The following is a 22,428-nucleotide window of genomic DNA, read 5'->3' as shown; positions in this document are numbered from 1 at the left end:
AAGGCCTGCCTGTGACAAGGGGGCGTTGCCTTCGAGTAGCTGTCAGCTCACACGTGGCGCCTGCCCCTCACGGAACAGTCAGGGGTGGCCTTTTACGCCACTACCCACGAAGCCAGCCAGAAAAGGCCGGCGGCCAGTGCCATGCATACCGGCAGGGTAAGCACCCAAGCCAGCATGATGTTTTTGACGGTACTGCCTTGCAGGCCGCTGCGGTTAGCCACCATGGTTCCCGCCACGCCCGACGACAACACGTGGGTAGTGGATACCGGCAGGCTGAACACGTTGGCCAGACCAATGGCGAAGGCTGCGGTGATCTGGGCCGACATGCCCTGAGCGTAGGTCATGCCCTGTTTGCCGATTTTCTCGCCGATGGTCAGCACCACGCGCTTCCAGCCCACCATGGTGCCCACGCCCAAGGCCAGGGCCACGGCGAAAATTACCCAGAAGGGTGCGTATTCGGTGGTGCTGGTAAGGTCTTTGCGCAGTTTTTCCAAGTCGGCCTTTTCGCGGGCATCAAGTGCGGGCAGCTTGCCTACCTTACGAGCGGTATCGTCCAGGCAAAGCAGGAAGCGGCGGGTTTCGATGCGCTTGTCCGAGGACAATGCGTGGTAGTTAGAGATGCCACGCAGGTTCTCTTGCAGGGCATTGAGGGTGGGTTCGGTCTGCAACGGGTTGCACTCGAACTGGCCGGGCAGGTCCCCGGCGGGCGCTTTGCCCAATGCCAGGAAGTCGCCGAGGCTTTCGTTGTTGCGCTGGTAGAACTGCGCCAAATGTAAGGTCGCGTCACGAGTACGCTCGATTTCATAGGTACTGCTGGTCAGGTTGAGCACGAACTGGCTCGGGACTATCCCGATCAGCACCAGCATGATCAGGCCGATGCCTTTTTGGCCATCGTTGGAGCCGTGCACGAAGCTCACGCCCAATGCAGACAGCACCAGCACCAGGCGATTCCAGAACGGCGGGTGCTTCTTGTCGTCCAGCTTGCGGCGCTGGTCCGGGGTTTTATGCATTTTCGACAGTGGCCGCCAGCGTTTGAGCGCTAGCAGCATCAGCGCGGCGATACCAAAGCCCACGATGGGTGAGACCACCAGTGAGGCGCCGATATCGATCGCTTTTTGCCAGTTCACCCCATCGCGCAACGGAATGTCGTTGATCACGGAATTGGCCAGGCCCACACCCAGAATGGAGCCGATCAAGGTGTGAGAGCTTGACGCGGGTATGCCGAAGTACCAGGTACCCAGGTTCCACGCAATGGCTGCGGCCAGTAACGAGAAGACCATGACCAAACCGTGGCTGGTATTGACGTTGATCAGCAACTCCACCGGCAACAGGTGAACGATGGCATACGCCACGCCAACACCACCAAGCAATACCCCCAGGAAATTGAACAGACCTGACAACAGCACCGCCAGGTGAGGAGGCATGGCCTTGGTATAGATGACGGTCGCCACCGCGTTCGCGGTGTCATGAAAGCCGTTGATGAACTCAAAGGCGAGGACGAAGGCTAAAGCCATGAACAGGCTTATCAGGACCCAAGCGTCCAGTCCGCTGAATAGATCGATCATGAAGGTTTTGTGACCAGCCGATAAGGGGGCGCGATTATGACAGAAAATCTCGGGCGTCGATGCCCTCGGCTGTCGATCAGCTAAAACCGTTTCTACAAAACCTTATGCTTGACACCGGCGATGATCTGGCGTCATGACGCCTCGGGGGTGTTCAGGTCTTTTTCGATTTTTTCGAGTTCTTGCTGGAAGGCTTGGTCAAGCAGGCTTGCGCGTTTTCGCCAAGGTTTGCGTTCGGGCTCTGGCTGTGCCGCGTAGGTAGTGATTTCACCGCCGTATACATCCTTGTAGCGTTTTTCCTGGCGCTCAAGTTCTGCGCGCAGTTCTTCTTTGGTCACGTGTTTACCTTATTAATGCGGTGATAAAAGTTTGGGACCAAGCGGGAATATCGCCCCGTCGGGCCCGGCCATAATGGACAATTTGGAGCCGGCGCTAACGTTAACGCTTAACGCTAAGAGCGGTCAACTTGCAGTTGATTTCGAAATATAGAACAAAAAAATGCCAGTCAGTTCAACTCTGAGAGTAAACGCTTTTTTAGCTCTTTGGATCCTTCTATAACAAATAAGTTGAAACTCACCGGCCCGAGAGAATAGGGGTATGAATAAACATCGTCATAAGAAAGAGTGTTGAGAGGGGCAGCGTTCCGTCATAGGTGGCGAGGGGGGGGCAGGGAACCATGGGAGGCTCTTCCACTAGGTAGACCAGTGAGGAATAGGCCGATAATCGACCTATGCTCGATTATCGGCCTATCCTTTGGTGATTCAAGCTTAACAAGGCCGCCCCGTGAGTGATCAAGCACGCAATAACCTTACCGCTTTAGCGCCGCCGATCGTGGCCTCCCCAGCCAAACGCATTCAGGCGCTTACGGGTGATCCGGATTTTATGACGTCACTGGCTCGTGGGCTGGCGGTAGTGCAAGCGTTTCAAGAGCGCAAGCGTCACTTGACCATTGCTCAAATCAGCCACCGCACTGAAATACCTCGGGCTGCGGTGAGGCGCTGCCTGCATACTTTGATCAAACTGGGCTACGCCACCAACGATGGGCGAACTTACTCGTTGTTACCCAAGGTATTGACCCTGGGCCATGCCTACGTCTCGTCCACTCCCTTGGCAGTGTCCGCCCAACCTTATCTGGACCGTATGAGCGAACAACTTCACGAGGCCTGCAACATGGCCACACTTGAAGGCAACGACATTCTTTATATAGCGCGCAGTGCCACCACCCAGCGTTTGATCTCCGTGGACCTCTCCGTAGGTGGGCGGCTGCCAGCGTATTGCACGTCCATGGGCAGAATCTTGCTCGCGGCGCTGGATGACGTCAGCCTCCAGGATTACCTGGCGCAGGTCGAGTTGCAGCCCAAAACCCGTAAGACGCTGATCGACAAAACCCAGCTTGGCCACTGCTTGCAGCAGGTGCGCCAGCAAGGTTGGTGTATCGTGGACCAAGAGCTGGAGCAAGGACTAAGGTCCATTGCGGTTCCGGTCTACGATGCCTCAGGGCAAGTATTGGCAGCATTGAACGTCAGTACCCATGCCGGGCGCGTGGGCCGCGGCGACCTTGAGCAACGCTTTTTGCCCATCATGCTGGCTGCCAGCCGAGACCTAAGCACTCAGTTGTTTAGCTGAGTGGGGCTAAGAGGCGCGTAGAGCGTTCGGTAATCGAACGTATACTCGATAATCGGATTGTTTGGTGCCGGGGAGCGGCATAACCTCAGCTACTCAGATATCACCTCGCCCCCAGCGCACTGACCCAAGGAGGCCATGCACCATGGCTGAACTTCTTTCGCTTCACGATGCGGTAAAGCAGTTCGTGAACCACGGCGACACGCTCGCCCTCGAAGGTTTCACCCACCTGATTCCCACGGCCGCCGGCCACGAGATCATTCGCCAGGGCAAGCAAGACCTGACGTTAGTGCGCATGACCCCCGACCTGATCTACGACCAATTGATCGGCGCCGGTTGTGCGCGCAAGTTGATCTTCTCCTGGGGCGGCAACCCAGGAGTAGGTTCGCTGCACCGCCTGCGCGACGCCGTTGAAAGGCAGTGGCCCCATGGGATCGAAATCGAAGAGCATAGCCACGCAGACCTGGCCAACGCCTATGTAGCCGGCGCCTCGGGATTGCCCTTTGCGGTGTTGCGTGCCTATGCCGGCTCTGACTTGCCTAAGGTCAACCCGCTGATCAAGACCGTGACCTGCCCTTTCACCGGAGAAGTGTTGGCGGCGGTGCCGTCGATTCGCCCGGATGTAACGGTGATTCACGCGCAGAAGGCCGACCGCAAGGGCAACGTATTGTTGTGGGGGATTCTGGGCGTACAAAAAGAGGCCGCCCTGGCCGCCAAGCGCTGCATCGTCACCGTGGAAGAGATCGTCGATGACCTGCAAGCTCCCATGAACGCCTGCGTATTGCCCACTTGGGCGCTGAGCGCGGTGTGCCTGGTTCCCGGTGGCGCGCACCCGTCGTACGCGCACGGTTATACGGAGCGTGACAACCGCTTTTACCAGGACTGGGACCCGATTGCCCGAAATCGTGACACCTTTACCGCCTGGATCGACGAGTACGTGCGCGGCACTGGCGATTTTGCCGAATACCGCACCAAATTGAGCCAAGCGGGGGGTAACGCCTGATGACCTATTCCACTTCCGAAATGATGACCGTGGCCGCGGCCCGACGTTTGAAGAACGGGGCGGTGTGTTTCGTGGGTATCGGCCTGCCGTCCAAGGCGGCCAATCTGGCACGCCTGACCTCGTCCCCAGACGTGGTGCTGATCTACGAGTCCGGCCCTATCGGCGCCAAGCCTTCGGTGTTGCCGCTGTCCATCGGTGATGGCGAACTGGCGGAAACCGCGGACACGGTAGTGCCCACCGGTGAAATTTTCCGCTACTGGTTGCAGGGCGGGCGTATCGATGTGGGCTTTTTAGGCGCGGCTCAAGTCGACCGCTTTGGCAATATCAATACCACCGTGGTAGGCGACTATCACGCACCCAAGGTGCGTTTGCCGGGGGCCGGCGGCGCACCGGAAATCGCAGGCTCGGCCAAGAGCGTGCTGATCATTCTCAAGCAGTCCCACCGCAGTTTTGTAGACAAGCTCGATTTCATTACCTCCTTCGGTCACGGTGAAGGCGGCGACGCCCGTAAGCGGCTAGGCTTGCCAGGGGCGGGCCCGGTGGGGATCATCACTGACCTGTGCATCATGGAGCCAGAGGCCGAAACCAACGAGTTTGTGGTTACCTCCATTCACCCAGGGGTTACCCGTGAGCAAATCAGCGCTGCCACGGGTTGGCCCATTCGTTTCGCCGAGCAGGTGCTCACCACCGATGCCCCCAACGAGGCCGAGTTGACCGCCTTGCGTGACCTTGAAGCCCGTACCGCCCAGGCCCATGGCCAGGCGCCAGGAGAAGCCTGATGCGAGAAGTGTTTATTTGCGACGCCATCCGCACTCCCGTTGGCCGTTTCGGCGGCGCGCTGGCAACGGTGCGTACCGACGACCTGGCGGCCATCCCGATCAAGGCGTTGATGACGCGTAACCCGCAGGTGGATTGGGCTGCCGTGGACGAAGTATTCATGGGCTGCGCTAACCAGGCAGGGGAGGATAACCGCAATGTTGCGCGCATGGCTGCGCTGCTGGCCGGCCTGGGGCCAAGCGTGCCGGGCATCACCCTTAACCGCCTGTGCGCCTCGGGTCTGGATGCGATAGGCAGTGCGTTCCGCGCCATTGCCACGGGGGAAATCGAGCTGGCCATTGCCGGTGGGGTAGAGTCCATGTCCCGTGCGCCTTTTGTGATGGGCAAGGCCGATGCCGCGTATGCGCGCACCATGAAACTTGAAGACACCACCATCGGCTGGCGTTTTATCAACCCGGCAATGAAGGCAGAGTACGGCGTGGATTCCATGCCACAGACCGCCGATAACGTAGCGGACGATTACCAGGTGTCCCGCGCCGACCAGGATGCCTTCGCCTTGCGCAGCCAACAGCGGTATGCCCAGGCATTGGCCGACGGCTTTTTTGCCGAAGAGATCATCCCGGTGCGTATTCCCGGTAAAAAGGGCGATACCTGGGTAGAGGTGGATGAACATCCACGGCCAGACACCACCCTCGAAGCCTTGGCCCGGCTCAAGCCGGTGAATGGACCAGACAAAACCGTGACCGCCGGTAATGCCTCGGGGGTCAACGACGGCGCCGCCGCGCTGATTCTGGCCTCGGCCGAGGCGGTGAAAAAACAGGGTCTTACTCCCCGGGCGCGGGTACTGGGCATTGCCAGCGCTGGGGTCGAACCTCGGGTGATGGGCATCGGTCCAGTGCCGGCTGTGCGCAAGCTTACCGAGCGCCTAGGGCTGTCGGTAGCGGACTTTGACGTCATAGAGCTTAACGAGGCTTTCGCGGCGCAAGGTTTGGCCGTATTGCGTGAATTGGGTATCGCCGATGATGCCGCCCAGGTCAACCCTAACGGCGGCGGCATCGCCTTGGGCCATCCCTTGGGCATGAGTGGCGCGCGCATGGTCGTGACCGCCATTCGGCAACTGGAACGCAGCGGCGGCCGTAAAGCCCTGGCCACCATGTGCGTGGGGGTAGGGCAGGGGGTCGCCCTGGCGCTGGAGCGGGTTTAGGCATCGGCCCACATGACTGCGCGGTGATCGAGCGAACGTGGCTTCCAACCCGATACCTTTAGGCCTGGAAACCACATTCGCCAGCTCTCGCTGGCTCTACAGGCGGTGAATCAAGGCAGTCGCGGTCGCTGGCAAGCCAGCCACCGATGATGTGGGAGCCAGCAGCGCTGGCGAACAGGGTTTCGCGTTTCCTGTTACAGCAGGCTAAACGGATAGTTAATGATCACCCGGTTTTCGTTGTAATCGCCGTTGCCACTGGCCACGAAGTCCCTGCGCAGGGAGGAGTTTCTCCAGCGTACGCTAAGGGCTTTGAAGGTACCGCTTTGAACGGTGTACGCCAGCTCGGTTTCCCGCGCCCATTCTTTGCCATCGTCGATTTCAGCGGCAGTGCGGCTGGCGGCTACGTGCACATTGCTGCCTTGCAGGTAACGGTTCATCAGGGTCAGGCCGGGGATGCCCATGGCAGCGAAGTTATAGTCGTAGCGCAGCTGCCAGGATTTCTCCTTGAGGTTCTCAAAGCTTGAAGTGTAGGTGTCGTTGGCCAGGGTACCGCCACTGGTGCCGTTGACCCGCATCCATAAGGTATCGCCGGTGACCTTTTGCAGGCCTACATAAAAGGTATGACCACCGTACTTGGCCGAGAACAGGCCTGAATAGGTACGGTTGTTCATATCACCGGCCAGGGCGCTACCGTCATCCGAGCCATGGAAGAAGCCCAGATTCGCCCCCAGAGTCCAGTCGCCAAGGGGCTGACTGTGTAGCAGCTGCACATATTGCTGCTTATAGATGTCTTCGAGTTGCGCGCCCCACAGCCCAACCAGGGTGCGTTTGTCGTTGAAGGTGTATTCGCCCGCGGCAAAATTGAAGCGGTCCGAAGTGGCTCCCGCCTTGCCGTTCAAGAACATGTCTTCCATGCTGGCGTCGTTACGCGGGCTGTTTTGCCGGAACTGCCCGCCGTAGAGGGTCACTCCGTCGATTTCCTTGGAGGTGATCTGGGCGCCCTGGAAGGTTTGGGGCAGAGAACGGCCATCGTCACTGCGCAGGATGGGCAGTACCGGCATCCATTCGCCTACTTTCAACTCGGTCTTGGAAAACTTCATCTTGCCCGCTACGGCCAGGCGGCCAAAGTCGTCAGCAGGCTCATTGCCTGCGTGGGTGGGCAACAACTGCGTGCCATAGGTCCCCGCGCCACCGTCGAGCTTGATTGCATACAGGCCCAGTACATCTACACCAAAGCCCACTACACCTTGGGTGTAACCGGATTTGGCATCCAGGATAAAACTCTGGGTCCACTCTTCGGCTTTGTCCTGGGCGGTATAGTTCGGGTTGATGAAGTTGCGGTTGAAGTAAAAGTTACGCAGGTTCAGGTTCGCGGTAGCGTCTTCCACGAACCCTGATTCAGCGGCTGCCAAGGGCAACGCGGCGGCGGAAACGGCCAGGCCCAGCAAGGCCAGGGTAAAACCTTTGTTGCAGGCAAAGCGCGACGAGAGTGCGTTCATTGTTGTTATGGTCTCTAGTAATCGTAGGCAGCAGCAAGCTGTGCAGGCAGCCGGAAGGGCAGCCGCAGCGTGGAGTATCGAGCAGCAAAAGGGCTTAGCTGGTGCGAGCGCTAGTGATATGCATGGTGGCTAACCTATTGTTATTGGTTTTGTGGCAGGGGGCGCATTAATAACGGTGGATGCCATCGGACCTAGTCAAACGATGTCCGACCACATTGTATGTAAAAATTTTGCGGGCGCGCTATGACTTTCTTCTGAGACAGCATCGGCGAAAGAGGGCGGCCTTCACCCCAGCCGCTAAGCTGGGGCAAGGCGCGAGGGGCTTAGCCCCGAGGAGGCTGCGCAGCCTGTGGGCCGGCTTGGGTAGTGCGTTCGTACCAGCCACCGCCCAGGGCTCGGTACAGGTTAACTTCGGCGTTAAGTTGCGCCAGGCGGTCGCTGATCAACGATTGCTGGGCACTGAACAACTCGCGCTGGGCGTCGAGCAAGGTCAGGTGGCTATCCACGCCGATGCGGTAGCGGCGATCTGCAAGCCGGTAGTAATCTTCGCTGGATTGAACCAGGTCCCGCTGCGCCTGCAACTGATCGGTGTAGGTTTTGCGCGCGGTCAAGCCGTCCGACACTTCCTGGAAAGCGGTTTGAATCGCCCTCTCATAGTTTGCCACGTTGATGTCTTTCTGGATTTTCGAGTAATCCAGGCTGGCTTCAAGGGCGCCAGCGTTGAAGATCGGCAGGCTAATGGAGGGGCTGAAGACCCAGCGCCCCGAACCACCCTTGAACAGGCCGTCCAGGTCTGCGCTGGCGGTGCCGGCACTGGCGGTCAGGCTGATGCTAGGGAAGAACGCCGCGCGGGCCGCGCCAATGTTGGCATTCGCGGCCTTCAGGTTATGTTCGGCCTGAAGAATATCCGGGCGCCGGGTCAGCAGGTCCGATGGCAGCCCCGCGGGTACCTCGGTCAGCAGGTCCGCATCCAGGCGCTGGGGCTCCGGTAGATCGTTTGGCAACTGCGCGCCAACCAGTACCGTCAGGTTGTTCAAGTCTTGGGCCACTTGCCGCTGGTAGCGCGCCAGGTTTGCCCGGGCGCCTTCCACCGCGGTACGTGCCTGGCTCAGGTCCAAGGCCGAAGACACACCCACTTCAGCGCTGCGGCTGGTCAGGCGCAGGCTTTCTTCATAGGCCTGTAGGGTGTTTTGGGTGAGCTGGTACAGCTCTTTATCGGCCTGCCACGTCAGGTAGGCATTAGCCACGCTAGCTACCAGGCTGATCTGCGTGGAGCGACGCGCTTCTTCAGTGGCCAAGTAGCTTTCCAGAGCTTGCTCGCTGAGGCTGCGAATGCGCCCGAACAAATCCAGCTCATAGGCGGAAATGCCCAGCGTGGCGGCATAGGTGCTGGAAATACCCGAGCGGCCAGCGGTAGACAGGTCCGCTGGGTTGCGTTGGCGAGTACCCGCGGCATCGGCGCTCACCGCCGGCAGCAGGTCGGCCCGCTGAATGCGGAACTGCGCGGCGTAGGCGTCGACGTTCAGCGCCGCGACCCGAAGGTCACGGTTGTTCTGCAGCGCTTGCTCGATCAGCCGTTGCAGCGCCGGATCGCGGAAGAATTCGCGCCAGCCCTGTTCGGCCGCCGCTGTCTTGGCCGCATCCGCCGGGGCGTAGGCGGGCCCCTGCGGGTACTGGGGCGCTACCGGCGCGGCAGGCTGCTGGTAATCAGGAATCAGCGAGCAGCCGCTAAGCAGGGCGGCGGCCACCGCCAGGGATATCAGGGACTTGCTCATTGGCCAGCCTCATCAGGTTTAGGGTCGTCATGCTTTTTGCGACCCGTGAATACAGAAGATACGGCAACGAAGAACATCGGCACCCAGAAGATCGCCAGAATGGTTGCGGTGATCATCCCACCAATTACGCCAGTACCGATGGCGTGCTGGCTACCCGAGCCTGCGCCGCTGGAAATCGCCAGTGGCACAACGCCCAGGATGAACGCCATGGATGTCATCACGATCGGGCGCAAGCGCATGCGGCAGGCTTCGACGGCCGCCTCCATCAGGCTCTTGCCCTGTTCGTGAAGCTCTTTGGCGAACTCGACGATCAAGATGGCGTTTTTCGCCGCCAAGCCCACCGTTACCAGCAATCCTACCTGGAAGAACACATCGTTGGACAAACCGCGCAGGCTGGTGGCGATCAGGGCACCGATCACCCCCAATGGCACCACGAGAATCACCGCGATCGGGATCGACCAGCTTTCGTACAAGGCCGCAAGGCAGAGGAACACTACCAACAGCGAAAGCGCGTAAAGGGCCGGGGCCTGAGAGCCCGACAGCCGCTCTTCGAACGACAGCCCAGTGAAGCTGTAACCGATGCCCGCGGGCAGCTGCTTGGCGATTTTCTCTACTTCATCCATGGCCTGGCCGGTACTGTAGCCGGGGCCAGGGGCGCCCAGTACTTCTTCAGCCGCTACCCCGTTGTAACGAGACAGCTTGGGCGAACCGTAGGTCCATTCGCCGGTGGCAAACGCCGAGAACGGTACCATTTTGCCGCTGCTGTTGCGTACGTACCACTTTTCCAGGTCTTCAGGGCGCATACGGCCGCTGGCATCCCCTTGCACATACACCTTCTTCACGCGACCACGGTCGATGAAGTCGTTGACGTAGCTGCCGCCCAGCGCCACCGACAGGGTGCTGTTGATGTCCGACAAGCTCAAGCCCAGGGCTCGTGCGCGTTCGTCATCGATGATGAGCTGGTATTGCGGCTCATCGCTTAGCCCGTTGGGACGTACGCCGGTGATAATCTTGCTTTGCGCGGCCAGGCCGAGGAACTGGTTACGCGCTTCCATCAGCTTGGCGTGGCCAACCCCACCCTGGTCTTGCAGGTAGAAGTCAAAGCCGGTGGCGTTACCCAGCTCCAGTACCGATGGCGGTACCACGGCGAAGGTCATGGCATCGGGGTAGCCGAAGAAATGTTGTTGCGCGCGCTTGGCCACTTCGAACACGCTCATGCTCGAATCACGCTCATCCCACGGCTTGAGCATCACGAAGGCCAGGCCAGAGCTTTGGCCACGGCCAGCGAAGTTGAAACCGCTCACGGTGAACACGGATTTCACTGCCTTGCCTTCGCCGTTGTCGGCGTCCAGCAAGTATTCTCGCGCTCGGTCCAGTACCTTCTGGGTGTTTTCCGCCGACGTGTTGGGCGGGGTTTGTACCTGGGTGAAAATCACGCCCTGGTCTTCTTCAGGCAGGAAGGCTGCCGGAATACGGGTGAACAGAAAGGCCATGCCGGCCACGATCACCAGGTACACCAGGAAGGCAGGCAGGCGGTGGCGGATCATCCTGCTCACGCCGCGCTCGTAGCGAACCAGCCCACGGTCGAAGGTGCGGTTGAACCAGCCGAAGAACCCGCGCTTGGGTTGGCCATGTTTGTCCGGGTCGATTGGCTTGAGCATGGTGGCACACAGTGCCGGGGTGAACACCAAGGCCACGAACACCGAGAGGGCCATGGCCGAGACGATGGTGATGGAGAACTGCCGATAGATTACCCCGGTAGAGCCGCCAAAGAACGCCATGGGCAGCAGTACCGCCGAAAGCACCAGGGCAATACCCACCAGCGCGCCCTGGATCTGCTCCATGGACTTGCGCGTGGCCTCTTTGGGCGACAGATGCTCCTCGGCCATCACCCGTTCGACGTTTTCCACCACCACGATGGCGTCGTCCACCAGCAAGCCGATGGCCAGGATCATCCCGAACATGGTCAAGGTGTTGATGGTGAACCCAGCCGCCGCAAGAATGCCGAAGGTCCCCAGCAGTACCACCGGCACCGTCATGGTGGTGATCACCGTGGCGCGGAAGTTTTGCAGGAACAGGTACATCACCAGGAACACCAGCACGATGGCTTCGATCAGGGTATGGACAACGCCTGAAATCGACTCGGTCACCACAGGGGTGGTGTCGTACGGGAACACGGCCTCTACGCCTTGGGGGAAGAAGGGCTTGAGGTTATCGATGGTGGCGCGAATGGCCTTGGCGGTGTCCAACGCGTTGGCGCCGGTGGCGAGCTTGATCGCCATGCCCGAGGCCGCCTTGCCGTTGTACTGGGCGTTGATGCTGTAGTTCTCACCGCCCAGGCCGATGTTGGCCACGTCCCGCAGGCGTACTTGGGAGCCGTCGGAGTTGACCTTCAGCAGAATGTCGCCGAACTGCTCGGCGGTCTGCAAGCGGGTTTTACCAATGATGGTGGCGTTAAGCTGCGTGCCCGGCAGGGCAGGCAAGCCGCCCAACTGGCCAGACGATACCTGAACGTTCTGCGCGGTGATGGCGGAGGTGACGTCCAAGGGCGTGAGCTGGAAGTTGTTGAGCTTGGCCGGGTCCAGCCAGATACGCATGGCGTACTGGGCACCGAACACCTGGAAGTCACCCACCCCAGAGGTCCGGGAAATCGGGTCTTGCAGGTTGGACACGATGTAGTTGGCCAAGTCATCCTTGGTCATGGCGCCATCGGTGGACACCAGGCCGATTACCAGCAGGAAGTTTTTAACCGCCTTGGTCACCCGCAGGCCCTGCTGTTGCACTTCTTGAGGAAGCAGCGGGGTGGCCAGGTTCAGTTTGTTTTGCACCTGTACCTGGGCGATGTCCGGGTTCGTGCCTTGATTGAAGGTCACTGTGATGGTCATGCTGCCGTCGGAGTTACTTTCCGAGGAGATATACCGCAGGTTATCGATGCCGTTCATCTGCTGTTCGATAACCTGCACCACCGTGTCCTGCACGGTTTGCGCCGAGGCGCCCGGGTAGTTCACCGCGATGGCGATGGCAGGCGGCGCGATGGCTGGGTACTGGTTGATCGGCAGCTTGAGGATCGACAGGCCGCCCACCAGCATGATCACCAGTGCCAGGACCCACGCGAAGATCGGTCGATCAATGAAGAACTTCGACATGGTTTACTCCTGTTGGCCCCCGGAGGCTTGGCCAGGCGCCGCCCCGTTTGCTGCGGGCGCGGTGGCGCCAGCTTCGTGCGGTTTGACTTCAGCGCCGGGCTTGACGTACTGCAGGCCGTCGACAATCAGGCGATCACCTGCTTTGAGGCCATCTTCGATCAGCCAGGCATCGCCCACGGTGCGGCTGGTCTTGAGCTGGCGCTGCTCTACTTTGTTGTCCGCGGTCACGACCAAAGCGGTCGGGGTGCCTTTAAGGTCCCGGGTCACGCCGCGTTGAGGCGCGAGGATGGCCGCTTGGGCAACGCCGGCCATCAGTTCGGCATGCACGAACATCCCTGGCAGCAGGGTGTGGTCGGGGTTCGGGAACACCGCGCGCAGGGTTACCGAGCCGGTGGTTTCATCCACGGACACTTCGGAGAATTCCAACTTACCTTCCGGGCCGTAGGGGGTGCCGTCTTCCAGCGTTAGCCGCGCCTTGGCCGCGTTGTTGCCGGCTTTTTGCAACTGGCCGTTATCCAGCGCACGACGCAGCTTGAGCATGTCGGCGGTGGATTGGGTCACGTCCACATAAATTGGGTCCAGCTGGGAAATGGTCGCCATGGCCATCGTCTGGCCGCTGGTTACCAACGCGCCTTCGGTCATCGAGGAACGGCCGATACGCCCTGAGATAGGCGCCAGCACCTTGGTATAGCGCAAGTTGATCTGAGCGCTCTTGAGGGTCGCCTCGGCCTGCAGCTGCTGGGCCCGTGCGGTGTCGTACTCTTGGCGACTGACCGCTTGCTCTGCGATCAGCTGCTTATAACGATTGGTCAGGGAGCGGTACTGCTCAACGCTCGCCTGGGCATTGGCCAGGGTTGCTTCGTACACCGAGGGGTCGATCTGGTACAGCTGCTGGCCCGCTTTTACATCCCCGCCTTCTTGGAATAAACGTTTGAGGATGATGCCGTCCACCTGAGGCCGCACCTCAGCCATGCGGAACGCACTGGTGCGGCCTGGCAGATCGTTGGTCAGGGTAACGGTTTGCGGTTGCAGGGTGACCACGCCTACCTGAGGAGCTTGCGGGGCGGGAGGGGCCGCCTCTTGCTTCTCACAGCCACTGAGCAGCGTGGCCAGGGCGACGGCGGATACCAAGGCGGTAACAGCTGGCTTGAATTGCATGAAGATCCTCGGGGCGGAACGCGGAAGACGCTCAAGAGTAATGGGACGGAAGATTTGTTACATCTAGATAAATAGCTTACTAACGAATATACTTACGTTCGCGGTTGTTTGTAAATAGGCGTTTCGCCTGCCTGCGACCGCCGTCTCGATTAGCCCCCGGCCCGTTACTACAATAAAAGCGCCGGCTCGCTTCGCCACAAGCGGAGCGCCCTTGAGGTCACTGCCATGGTTCGCCGTACCAAAGAAGAAGCGCTGGAAACCCGTAAACAAATTGTAGAAGCGGCAGAGCATGCGTTTTATGAACGCGGCGTGGCGCATACCACCTTGGCAGACATCGCCACCCGGGCAGGGGTCACTCGGGGCGCTATCTATTGGCACTTCAGTAACAAGGCCGATGTGCTTCAGGCAATGCTCGACAGCCTGAGCGAACCGCTGGAAGACCTTGCTCGCGCCAGTGAAAGCGAGGACGAGCCCGATCCCTTGGGGTGCATGGAAGCGTTGCTGATTAAACTGTTTCAAGGTGTTTCTCTGGACCCCAAGACGCGACGTATCAACGAAATCCTGTTCCACAAGTGCGAGTTTACCAATGAGATGTGCGACCTGCGTCAGCAGCGCCAGGCGGTGACCAGCGAATGCAATGAGCGCATCGAGTGCACCCTGCGTAACGCCGTCAACCGTGACCAGCTTCCCAAAGACCTGGACACCCGCCGTGCAGCGTTGGCCTTGCATGCTTTTATCGACGGCCATATCAGCCTCTGGCTGTTGCTGCCTGAAAGCCAGCGCCTGGACCATGAAGCGCCTCGGCTGGTGGCTTGCCTGTTCGACATGCTCAGGTTCAGCCCCGCCCTTAGGCTACTGAACGCCTACTCAGCCACGCCCGCGTAACAACCGGTTGGGCATCGCCAGCGCTGCCGCCAGCCCAAACAGCGAAAACCCGGCACTGACCCAGAACAATTGGCGGAATACCTCGGCCAACCGCTCCAAGTTGCCGTTGCCCTGGGCGTTGACCGTAGCCAGGCTTTCCAACAGCAGGTTGCCCTGGCTACCCTCAAGCGAAGGCGCGGCGCCAAGGCCGAGCAACGTCAACAGCACCGCGGACATCACCGCCACTCCTACCGCGCCACCCAATGAACGAAACAGGTTGGTGGTGCTGGTGCTTACACCCATGTCCTGGGGCTGGGCGGCGCTCTGGGCCCCTACCAGGGATGTGGGGAACTGCAACCCGCAGCCAATCCCAGTAAGCAACATAAAGAGTGCGCTCAAGCCCAGATTCGTCACCGGCGTAGCCGCCATGCCCAGCACGCCTACAGGCACCAGCAGCGCCCCGGTCAGGATAACGGGCTTGAAACGGCCGCTATGGGCCGTATGGCGGCCACCAAAAAATGCACCTATAGGCAGGCCCATGGCCAAGGGCAGTAAAAATAAGGCGGCGTGGTCCGCGCCACCCCCGGCGATGGTCTGATAGCGCAGCGGCGCCAGCGCCGACAGGGAAATGGCCTGAAAGCTGGTAAAGAAGATAGTGACCCAGCACAACACCGCCGAACGGTCCGCGAACAGCCGCATGGGTAGTAAGGGCTCGCTGAAACGCCGCTCATGCCACACGAATAGCGCCAACACCAGCGCGCCTCCGGCGAACTGCCCAAGCACCGTTAAGCTGTTCCAAGCCAGGCCCTGGCCCACATCGGTGATGGCCAGCAGCACCGCGCCCAGGCCAACGATCAATAGCACAGTGCCCAGGTAGTCGATACGTGCCTGGCGCTGAGGCGTGTGCAAGCCGGCCAGGGTTCTTCGGATAAACAGCCAGGCCGCCAGGCCCAGGGGCAGGTTAAGCCAGAACACCCAGCGCCAGGACAGGTGCTCAGTCATCAGCCCGCCGATCACCGGCCCGGCTACGCTGGCAGCGGCGTACATACTGCTGAAATACCCTTGGTAGCGGCCACGCTCGCGGGGCGGAACCACATCGCCGATGATGGCCTGGCTCACCGAGACCATCCCGCCGGCCCCCACCCCCTGAACGATCCGCGCCAGCACCAGTTGCTCCATGCTCTGCGCCAAAGCGCAGAATACAGAGGCCAAGGTGAATACCCCCATGCCCACCAGCAACATAGGCCGCCGGCCGTACAGGTCCCCCAGCTTGCCGTAAATCGGCGTCGCCACCGTCATGGCCACCAGGTACCCTGAAATCACCCAGGCCAACAGCCCCACATCCGCGAACTGAGTAGAAATCGCCGGCATCGACACCGCCACGATGGTCTGGTCCAACGCACCCAGAAAAATCGCGCTCATCAATGCAACAAGAATATCCCGCAACGCAGGGGCAGAAGGGCTGGCTGGATTCAAAGGCGGGCTACTTCACTAAAAGGGCCATGGGCCAAAGTGGAAATCGAGTCTACCCAAGCCTACCGGGCAGTGCTATGAACGTTGTGACACTAAAAGCCTGAAGCACATATCAGGTTGAGCCTCGCCTACCCCCCAACACTCAACTTCAACCTCGCCATATCCCGACTCGGCGGGGCCCCAAACAATCTGCTGTACTCCCGGCTAAACTGAGAAGGGCTCTCATACCCCACCCGATAACTGGCCACCGACACCTCCAAACCATCACTGAGCATCAACCGCCGCGCCTCCTGCAAACGCAGCTGCTTTTGATACTGCAATGGGCTCATGGACGTCACTGCCTTGAACCTATGGTGCAAGGTCGACGCACTGAGGTTCACCCGCCGAGCCAGCGCTTCGATCCGCAACGGCTCTACAAAGTTATCGTTAAGCCAATGAATGGCTTGGGTGACCCGATGGGCCTGGCTATTGGCCTGGGCAATTTCGTAGAGCCGATGACCCTGAGGCCCACGCAACAGCCGATATAACACTTCTCGGCGAATCAAGGGCCCCAGCACGGCCGCATCGCGCGGGTTATCGGTCAGCCGGGTGAGGCGCAACAGCGCATCCAGCAGGTCAGGGCACAGGTGGTCCACATACAGGCCACGGCTGGCGGGCCGCGTTGGCACGCTCAAGGGCCCGGTGTCAGCGATCAGGGCAGTGATATCCGCCGGGTCGATATCCAGTCGTAGCGATAGGCTAGGGTTCTCTTCGCTGGCCTCCAGGATCCGCCCGCTGATCGGCATGGCCACTGACACCACCAGGTAATTAAGCGCGTCATACAGATAACGCTCGTCCCCCAAGGCGACCTCTTTACTGCCATGGGCCAGTACGCACAACGCGGGCTGGGCCAACGCTGGAAAGGTCTTCGCGCAGTAGTCGTAACGGATGAGGTGAAGCTTTTGCACCGGGCTTTGGCACAGGGGTTGAGCCTGGGTATGGCGGCGAATGATATCGGCCAGTTCGGCGCGTTGTTGCTCAAGCAAGGTACCCCTTGGCTCGGGCGCGGTGGCGGATTCGGTCATGGCGGCTCCGGCGTTGGAAAGCGGATGCTAGCTTATAAACAAGCAAGCCGCGGGGGTAGGCAAAAGCTGCCAGATCCTTGCCTGATCCTGCGAACCGGCGCCCTGAGCTGCGCTTAGGCCCAGGAAGGGACCCTCTACTTTGCCCAAAGCCTCGGCCAGCGCCTTAATAGGGGCGAAACCCGCGACAAACCCTCGATAAGCCTGCCCGGCAGGATCAGGCAACCCAAGGGCAGGATTGGTATAACGGCCCTTGCCCGCGTAACGCTAGCCTAAGCCCTGTGGCAATACCAACCCCGGGGAGTTCGACCATGACCTATCAGCCATTGACCAGCCACCGCGCAGTGATTCTTGCCTGGCCAGGCCGCTCCTTTGCGGTTGGGGAGGGCCTGGCCCGCTTGGTCAAGGCCACTCGCTCAGTGCCGGGTTGCCTGTCCATCGCCGCCAGCCACGCGCCCAACGATGTGCGGGAGTGGCACCTTAGCCTGTGCTGGGACGATGAACGGGCCATGGGCGCCTGGCTGGCCGGCCCAGCAGCGGAGTTGATTACTGAACTGGTGGCTCGGCGACTGGTGATGCAGATCGACTTCCAGCCAGGAGATACAGTGCTGCCCGAAGCCAGGCTGCGACGGGCGGGTTAAGACCACCAATTACGCCATGGCTACACACAGCCTGTAGCAGCCCAGTTTGCTGGCGACCGGCCATGCAGCGGTGTTGAGCCTGGTCGCGGCCAAGGCCTGCTGCTACGGGCTGGATGGCCTATGCAAGGTGAGGGAACCAATTACAGCTTGCTGGCGACCGGCCATGCAGCGGTGTTGAGCCTGGTCGCGGCCAAGGCCTGCTGCTATGAGGTGGATGGGCCTATGCGAGGTAAGGGCCAAAACGGTATCTACAACACTCAGGCCCCAGGCCGGCCCATCTTGAACAGGTTGCCCAGCTCGAAGTAATCCGCGGGCCCGCCGCCGCGCAGGATGGGCCGCCCTGCCGCGGTGTCATACACACCCTCTTTGAGCAGGTCGCGGCGGATATGCACCGCCACCACTTCACCCAGAATCAGCCAACTTGGCACGGTCTGCCCATCGGCGCGCTGCAATTGCACGATTTGGCTGAGTTTGCATTCGAAGGACACTGGCGTGCTGGCTACCCTCGGCACCGAGATGATCCGCGAGGGCGCGGTGGCCAGGCGGCTCAGCTCGAACTCGTTGACCTCCGGCCCAACGGCCGCGCAGCTCTGGTTCATCTGCTCGGCCAGTTCAAAGGTAGCCAGGTTCCAGACGAATTCGCCGGTCGCTTCGATGTTATTGAGGCTGTCCTTGCGGCCAACGCTGCTGAAACCAACGATGGGTGGAACGTAGTTAAAAGCGTTGAAGAAGCTGTAGGGGGCCAGGTTCAGCACGCCGGTGGCGCTGTGCGAAGAAATCCAGCCAATGGGCCGGGGTCCCACGATGGCATTGAAGGGGTCGTGGGGCAAACCGTGGCCCTTGGCCGGTTCGTAGAAATGAAAATCGTCTTGCATGGGGTGCCCTCTGGAAACACTGAACGCAGCGTTGGCAGCCCGGCACGCCAGGCTACTACGGCGATGAAATTACAGTAGCTCGAACCGCGCCTGCTTCACGGCTTCGGAGTCGAACCCTATCTGCACCTCGAAATCACCCGGCTCTGCGGCGTAGTGCAACTGCGGGTTATAGAACTTCAAATCGTCCTCGCTTAGGGTGAAGCTGACTTCCTTACGTTCCCCAGCCTTGAGGAAGACTTTCTGAAAGTTTTTCAGCTCCTTGATAGGTCGGGCCATGGAGGCGGTCACATCATGCACATACAGTTGCACCACGGTTTCGCCGTCGCGCTTGCCAGTGTTGCGCACGGTCACACTGGCCGTCAGGTGGTCACCGCGCTTGAGGCGGTTGGCCGACAGGCGCACCTCTGAAGTGTCAAAGGTGGTGTAGTTCAGGCCATAACCGAAGGGAAAGAGCGGGCTGGTGTCTTCGTCAAAGTACTGGGACGTGTAGTTGCCCGCCTTGCCAGGAATGAACGGTCGGCCAATGGTCAGGTGGTTGTAGTACATCGGCACCTGCCCCACGGAGCGGGGGAACGTCACCGGCAGTTTGCCCGAAGGGTTAAAGTCCCCAAACAGCACATCGGCAATGGCATGGCCCCCTTCGGTGCCGCTGAACCAGGTCTCCAGCACAGCGCTGGCCTGCTCGGTTTCCCGTACCAGCGACAACGGCCGCCCGTTCATCAGTACCAACACTACAGGCTTGCCCGTGGCTCGCAAGGCTGTGAGCAAAGCTTGTTGTGGTTCCGGAATCTCCAGGGTAGTACGGCTGGCCGACTCATGGGACATGCCTCGAGACTCACCCAAGGCCGCAACGATCACATCCACGCCTTCCACGGCTTTGAGGGCTTCGTCGATCAACGCCTGCGCTGGCCTAGGGTCTATCAGCACTTCAGTACGGTCGAAGATGAGCCGGTTGAGGAACGCCAGGCTGTTGCGATCGTTGGTAACATTGGCGCCTTTGGCATAGGTCACCTGCGCTTGGCTGCCCACGGCGTCGCGCATGCCCTGCAACAGGGTGACCGACTGCGCGGGCTGGCCAGCGGCGGACCAGCTGCCCATCATGTCGATAGGGGCATCGGCCAGAGGGCCGATCACCGCGATACTGCCCGTTTTCTTCAACGGCAGGGTGTCGTTGGCGTTCTTGAGCAGCACCAGCGAGCGGCGGGCCACGGAACGGGCTTCTTCTCGATGCAGGCGACTGTCGGCGTTGATATTTGCAGGGTCATTGGCAGCCTTGCCCAAGCGGCGGTAAGGGTCGGCGAACAGGCCCATGTCGTATTTGGCCGACAGCACTTCGCGCACGGCGTTGTCCACTTCGGCCATAGGCACTTCGCCGCTCTTCACCAGGCCAGGCAGCTCCTTGCCATACACTGCATCGTTCATGCTCAAGTCGATGCCTGCATGAATGGCCTGCCGCGCAGCGTCCCGGCCGTCTTTGGCCACGCCGTGCTTGACCAACTCAAGGATGGCGCCGTGGTCGCTCACGGTCAGCCCCTTGAAACCCCAATCCCGGCGTAGCAAATCCTGCATCAGCCAAGTGTTGGAGGTGGCCGGTACGCCGTTGATGGAGTTGAGCGCCACCATCACCCCGCCAGCACCTGCCTCCAGGGCCGCGCGGTAGGGTGGGAGATAATCCTGGTACATGCGCGTGGGGCTCATGTCCACCGTGTTGTAGTCCCGCCCGCCCTCTACGCCGCCATAGAGCGCAAAATGCTTCACCACGGCCATGATGCTGTCGGACGCGCTCACGTCCGCGCCTTGATAACCCTGCACCATCACCTTGGCGATACGCGATACCAGATAGGTGTCTTCACCGAAGCCTTCACTGCTACGGCCCCAGCGCGGGTCGCGGGAAACATCCACCATCGGGCCGAAGGTCATGTCCAGGCTGTCGGCGGCCGCTTCTCTGGCTGACGTGCGCGCGCTCAGGGCAATGGCGTCCATGTCCCAGGTCGAAGCCAGCCCCAGGCCAATGGGGAAGAGGGTGCGGTGACCGTGGATCACGTCATAGGCGAAGAACATCGGGATCTTCAACCGGCTGCGCAGGGCCGCATCCTGCATGGGGCGGTTTTCCGACGGGGTGACCGAGTTGAAGGTGCCGCCGATACGCCCGGCGGCGATTTCTTGCTGGATCTGCTCATGAGTCATTTCTGGCCCGATGCTGATCAACCGTAGCTGGCCAATTTTTTCATCGAGGGTCATGCGCTGGAGCAGGTCGCTGATAAAGGCTTCTTTGCCAGCGGCATCATTGCCTGGGGTAGCGGCTAATACAGGCGGGCAAGCCAAGGCGGCAGCCAGGCCAAGTCGATACAGCGTCTTCATGGAATCATTCCTGGGTGGGCCCTGCGCGGCTGAAAAAGCTCAGCTAAAGGTCGAATGAAACTATCTTTACGTGTTGTTTGAGGCTGTTGTAACCCATCGACGCTAGCCAATCCAGTGGGCAGGCTTTTTTCCGGTGGCCCACCGCCTGCCTTACACTGGGCGCCCGTTATTTTTCGAGAGCCGCTTCATGCCTGCCCCTACTGCTTGCACTTCACCCATGGACGATCCCCGCGCGGCCTTTATGGCCCTGTTGGCCGCCACCCTGACCGAGGGGCAATGGGTGAAGCTGGTGCTAGCGCGCCCGGTGGGCGGCGAGCCTGAGCTGGAGCGCATTACCATCAAGCCGCTGCTGGTCAAAGGGGAGTCGCGGTTGGGGTTCGTGCTGCGCTACCGCACCCGAGACATTACCCAGCACCGTTCACCGGTCGAGGGCCTGGCCGAAATCGAGGCGGCACTGCCGGTGCGTTTTCGTAACGCCCACCTGCACACCACCACCGAAACCCTACAGCTAGAGTTCGGTAAAAAGGGCAAGGCCCGCCTGCACCGGGCCAAAGCCGAGCAACCGCAGGCGCCAGCGGCCGCTGAACATGACCGGGCCAAGCAGCGTTGGTTGAGCCTGGACCGGCCGTTTCTCGGCGCATTGGGCATCACTGACCGCCAGGGTGCGCTGGTGCCGGCCATGTCACGCAAGTGGAAGCAGATCAACAAGTTTATCGAAGTGTTCGCCCACGCCTTCACCCAGGCAGGGTTGGCGGCGCCCGCGCCGGTTCGGGTAGCGGATTTTGGCTCGGGCAAGGGCTACCTTACGTTTGCCATCCACGACTATCTGCGCCACGGGTTGGGGCGCGAAGCCTGGGTGACGGGGGTAGAGCTGCGGCCGGACATGGTGCAGCTGTGCAATCAGGCCGCGGCAGGGCTCGATCATCCAGGGCTGGTCTTCGAGCATGGGGACGTACGCACGGTGGTGCCGCCGCGTATCGACGTGATGATCGCCCTGCATGCCTGTGACGTGGCCACCGACTATGCCATCCACACCGGCATTCACAGCCAAGCGGCGATCATCATGTGCTCGCCCTGCTGCCATAAGCAGCTGCGCCCGCAGATGGTCGCTCCCGAACCGTTGGGGCCGATGCTGCACTACGGTTTGCACATGGGCCAGCAGGCGGAAATGCTGACCGACAGCCTGCGTGCGCTTTACCTGGACGCCTGTGGATACGACACCAAGGTGTTTGAGTTCGTGTCCTTGGAGCACACCAGCAAAAACAAGATGATCCTGGCGGTGAAACGCCAAGGGCCCGTGAACACCGCGCCTCAGCTGGCGCGTATTCAGGCCCTCAAAGCGTTCTATGGGGTGACCGAGCACTGCCTGGAAACCTTGCTCAGGGCGGACGGCCTACTGGCCTGAC

17 protein-coding genes are annotated in these 22,428 nt (G+C 60.5%); 7 read left to right on the top strand and 10 right to left on the bottom strand.

The window, feature by feature from the left end; translation table 11 throughout:
- Positions 1–92 precede the first annotated feature (92 nt).
- Together ACWKV4_RS14905 and ACWKV4_RS14900 are read right to left on the bottom strand one after the other, a co-directional pair.
- Positions 93–1,565 carry an inorganic phosphate transporter gene (locus ACWKV4_RS14905; protein ID WP_483832863.1) on the bottom strand — a complete coding sequence of 491 codons (1,473 nt, stop codon included), beginning with the start codon at positions 1,563–1,565 and terminating at the stop codon, positions 93–95.
- A gap of 131 nt (positions 1,566–1,696) precedes the next feature.
- Entirely contained in the window at positions 1,697–1,900 is a 204-nt protein-coding gene (locus ACWKV4_RS14900; protein WP_483832862.1) for a hypothetical protein, read from the bottom strand.
- A gap of 445 nt (positions 1,901–2,345) precedes the next feature.
- Between ACWKV4_RS14900 and pcaR the strand changes: the two genes are divergently transcribed.
- The 4 genes from pcaR to pcaF all read left to right on the top strand — a co-directional run bounded on the left by pcaR (position 2,346) and on the right by pcaF (position 6,169).
- Positions 2,346–3,188 carry a pca regulon transcriptional regulator PcaR gene (gene pcaR, locus ACWKV4_RS14895; protein ID WP_483832861.1) on the top strand — a complete coding sequence of 281 codons (843 nt, stop codon included), beginning with the start codon at positions 2,346–2,348 and terminating at the stop codon, positions 3,186–3,188.
- Positions 3,189–3,330: 142 nt separating this feature from the next.
- Positions 3,331–4,188, top strand: coding sequence for a CoA transferase subunit A (locus ACWKV4_RS14890; protein WP_483832860.1), 858 nt, complete (start codon positions 3,331–3,333; stop codon positions 4,186–4,188).
- Positions 4,185–4,967, top strand: a complete 783-nt coding sequence (locus tag ACWKV4_RS14885; RefSeq protein WP_483832933.1) for a CoA-transferase subunit beta — start codon at positions 4,185–4,187, stop codon at positions 4,965–4,967. The genes ACWKV4_RS14890 and ACWKV4_RS14885 overlap by 4 nt, the downstream gene beginning before the upstream one ends.
- Positions 4,964–6,169 carry a 3-oxoadipyl-CoA thiolase gene (pcaF, locus tag ACWKV4_RS14880; RefSeq protein WP_483832932.1) on the top strand — a complete coding sequence of 402 codons (1,206 nt, stop codon included), beginning with the start codon at positions 4,964–4,966 and terminating at the stop codon, positions 6,167–6,169. Before ACWKV4_RS14885 ends, pcaF begins: the two co-directional genes overlap by 4 nt.
- Positions 6,170–6,363: 194 nt before the next feature.
- Here pcaF and ACWKV4_RS14875 read toward each other — a convergent pair whose 3' ends face one another.
- The 4 genes from ACWKV4_RS14875 to ACWKV4_RS14860 form a co-directional block, all read right to left on the bottom strand.
- On the bottom strand, positions 6,364–7,668 hold the full coding sequence (locus ACWKV4_RS14875; protein ID WP_483832859.1) for an OprD family porin: 1,305 nt from the start codon (positions 7,666–7,668) through the stop codon (positions 6,364–6,366).
- A gap of 323 nt (positions 7,669–7,991) precedes the next feature.
- Entirely contained in the window at positions 7,992–9,443 is a 1,452-nt protein-coding gene (adeC, locus tag ACWKV4_RS14870) for an AdeC/AdeK/OprM family multidrug efflux complex outer membrane factor (RefSeq protein WP_483832858.1), read from the bottom strand.
- Complete coding sequence (locus ACWKV4_RS14865) at positions 9,440–12,589, bottom strand: efflux RND transporter permease subunit (RefSeq protein ID WP_483832857.1); 3,150 nt, start codon at positions 12,587–12,589, stop codon at positions 9,440–9,442. Before ACWKV4_RS14865 ends, adeC begins: the two co-directional genes overlap by 4 nt.
- A 3-nt stretch (positions 12,590–12,592) precedes the next feature.
- Complete coding sequence (locus ACWKV4_RS14860; RefSeq protein ID WP_483832856.1) at positions 12,593–13,747, bottom strand: efflux RND transporter periplasmic adaptor subunit; 1,155 nt, start codon at positions 13,745–13,747, stop codon at positions 12,593–12,595.
- A 225-nt stretch (positions 13,748–13,972) separates the two neighbouring features.
- Between ACWKV4_RS14860 and ACWKV4_RS14855 the strand changes: the two genes are divergently transcribed.
- Positions 13,973–14,632, top strand: a complete 660-nt coding sequence (locus tag ACWKV4_RS14855) for a TetR family transcriptional regulator (protein WP_483832855.1) — start codon at positions 13,973–13,975, stop codon at positions 14,630–14,632.
- On the opposite strand, the gene ACWKV4_RS14850 is transcribed toward ACWKV4_RS14855, so the two are convergent.
- Together ACWKV4_RS14850 and ACWKV4_RS14845 are read right to left on the bottom strand one after the other, a co-directional pair.
- Complete coding sequence (locus tag ACWKV4_RS14850) at positions 14,615–16,033, bottom strand: MDR family MFS transporter (protein WP_483832854.1); 1,419 nt, start codon at positions 16,031–16,033, stop codon at positions 14,615–14,617. The genes ACWKV4_RS14855 and ACWKV4_RS14850 overlap by 18 nt on opposite strands.
- A 179-nt stretch (positions 16,034–16,212) precedes the next feature.
- Positions 16,213–17,148: an AraC family transcriptional regulator gene (locus ACWKV4_RS14845; protein ID WP_483832853.1), complete on the bottom strand. Its 936-nt coding sequence runs from the start codon at positions 17,146–17,148 to the stop codon at positions 16,213–16,215.
- Positions 17,149–17,456: 308 nt separating this feature from the next.
- Between ACWKV4_RS14845 and ACWKV4_RS14840 the strand changes: the two genes are divergently transcribed.
- The gene (locus tag ACWKV4_RS14840; RefSeq protein WP_483832852.1) at positions 17,457–17,786 is read left to right on the top strand and encodes an antibiotic biosynthesis monooxygenase family protein; all 330 of its coding nucleotides are present in this window, start codon (positions 17,457–17,459) and stop codon (positions 17,784–17,786) included.
- 257 nt (positions 17,787–18,043) lie between these two features.
- Here the strand turns inward: ACWKV4_RS14840 and ACWKV4_RS14835 are convergent, their stop codons facing one another.
- On the bottom strand, positions 18,044–18,661 hold the full coding sequence (locus ACWKV4_RS14835; RefSeq protein ID WP_483832851.1) for a flavin reductase family protein: 618 nt from the start codon (positions 18,659–18,661) through the stop codon (positions 18,044–18,046).
- Between the two features lie 69 nt (positions 18,662–18,730).
- Positions 18,731–21,022, bottom strand: a complete 2,292-nt coding sequence (gene bglX / locus ACWKV4_RS14830; protein WP_483832850.1) for a beta-glucosidase BglX — start codon at positions 21,020–21,022, stop codon at positions 18,731–18,733.
- A gap of 187 nt (positions 21,023–21,209) precedes the next feature.
- Here bglX and ACWKV4_RS14825 point away from each other — a divergent pair, with 187 nt between their 5' ends.
- Entirely contained in the window at positions 21,210–22,427 is a 1,218-nt protein-coding gene (locus ACWKV4_RS14825; protein WP_483832849.1) for a class I SAM-dependent methyltransferase, read from the top strand.
- Position 22,428: the final 1 nt, after the last annotated feature.

The sequence above is a fragment of the Pseudomonas artemisiae genome (genome assembly GCF_057128685.1).
The sequence above is the reverse complement of the archived record's forward strand: the minus strand, read 5'-3'. Positions and strand labels throughout refer to the sequence as shown.

What these genes read in the sequence shown, in the direction of transcription:
- ACWKV4_RS14905 (WP_483832863.1), bottom strand. Translation starts at nt 1,565, where the DNA reads ATGATCGATCTATTCAGCGGACTGGACGCTTGGGTCCTGATAAGCCTG.
- ACWKV4_RS14825 (WP_483832849.1), top strand. Translation starts at nt 21,210, where the DNA reads ATGCCTGCCCCTACTGCTTGCACTTCACCCATGGACGATCCCCGCGCG.
- ACWKV4_RS14865 (WP_483832857.1), bottom strand. Translation starts at nt 12,589, where the DNA reads ATGTCGAAGTTCTTCATTGATCGACCGATCTTCGCGTGGGTCCTGGCA.
- ACWKV4_RS14860 (WP_483832856.1), bottom strand. Translation starts at nt 13,747, where the DNA reads ATGCAATTCAAGCCAGCTGTTACCGCCTTGGTATCCGCCGTCGCCCTG.
- ACWKV4_RS14845 (WP_483832853.1), bottom strand. Translation starts at nt 17,148, where the DNA reads ATGACCGAATCCGCCACCGCGCCCGAGCCAAGGGGTACCTTGCTTGAG.
- adeC (WP_483832858.1), bottom strand. Translation starts at nt 9,443, where the DNA reads ATGAGCAAGTCCCTGATATCCCTGGCGGTGGCCGCCGCCCTGCTTAGC.
- ACWKV4_RS14840 (WP_483832852.1), top strand. Translation starts at nt 17,457, where the DNA reads ATGACCTATCAGCCATTGACCAGCCACCGCGCAGTGATTCTTGCCTGG.
- ACWKV4_RS14875 (WP_483832859.1), bottom strand. Translation starts at nt 7,668, where the DNA reads ATGAACGCACTCTCGTCGCGCTTTGCCTGCAACAAAGGTTTTACCCTG.
- ACWKV4_RS14890 (WP_483832860.1), top strand. Translation starts at nt 3,331, where the DNA reads ATGGCTGAACTTCTTTCGCTTCACGATGCGGTAAAGCAGTTCGTGAAC.
- ACWKV4_RS14855 (WP_483832855.1), top strand. Translation starts at nt 13,973, where the DNA reads ATGGTTCGCCGTACCAAAGAAGAAGCGCTGGAAACCCGTAAACAAATT.
- ACWKV4_RS14850 (WP_483832854.1), bottom strand. Translation starts at nt 16,033, where the DNA reads ATGAGCGCGATTTTTCTGGGTGCGTTGGACCAGACCATCGTGGCGGTG.
- ACWKV4_RS14835 (WP_483832851.1), bottom strand. Translation starts at nt 18,661, where the DNA reads ATGCAAGACGATTTTCATTTCTACGAACCGGCCAAGGGCCACGGTTTG.
- bglX (WP_483832850.1), bottom strand. Translation starts at nt 21,022, where the DNA reads ATGAAGACGCTGTATCGACTTGGCCTGGCTGCCGCCTTGGCTTGCCCG.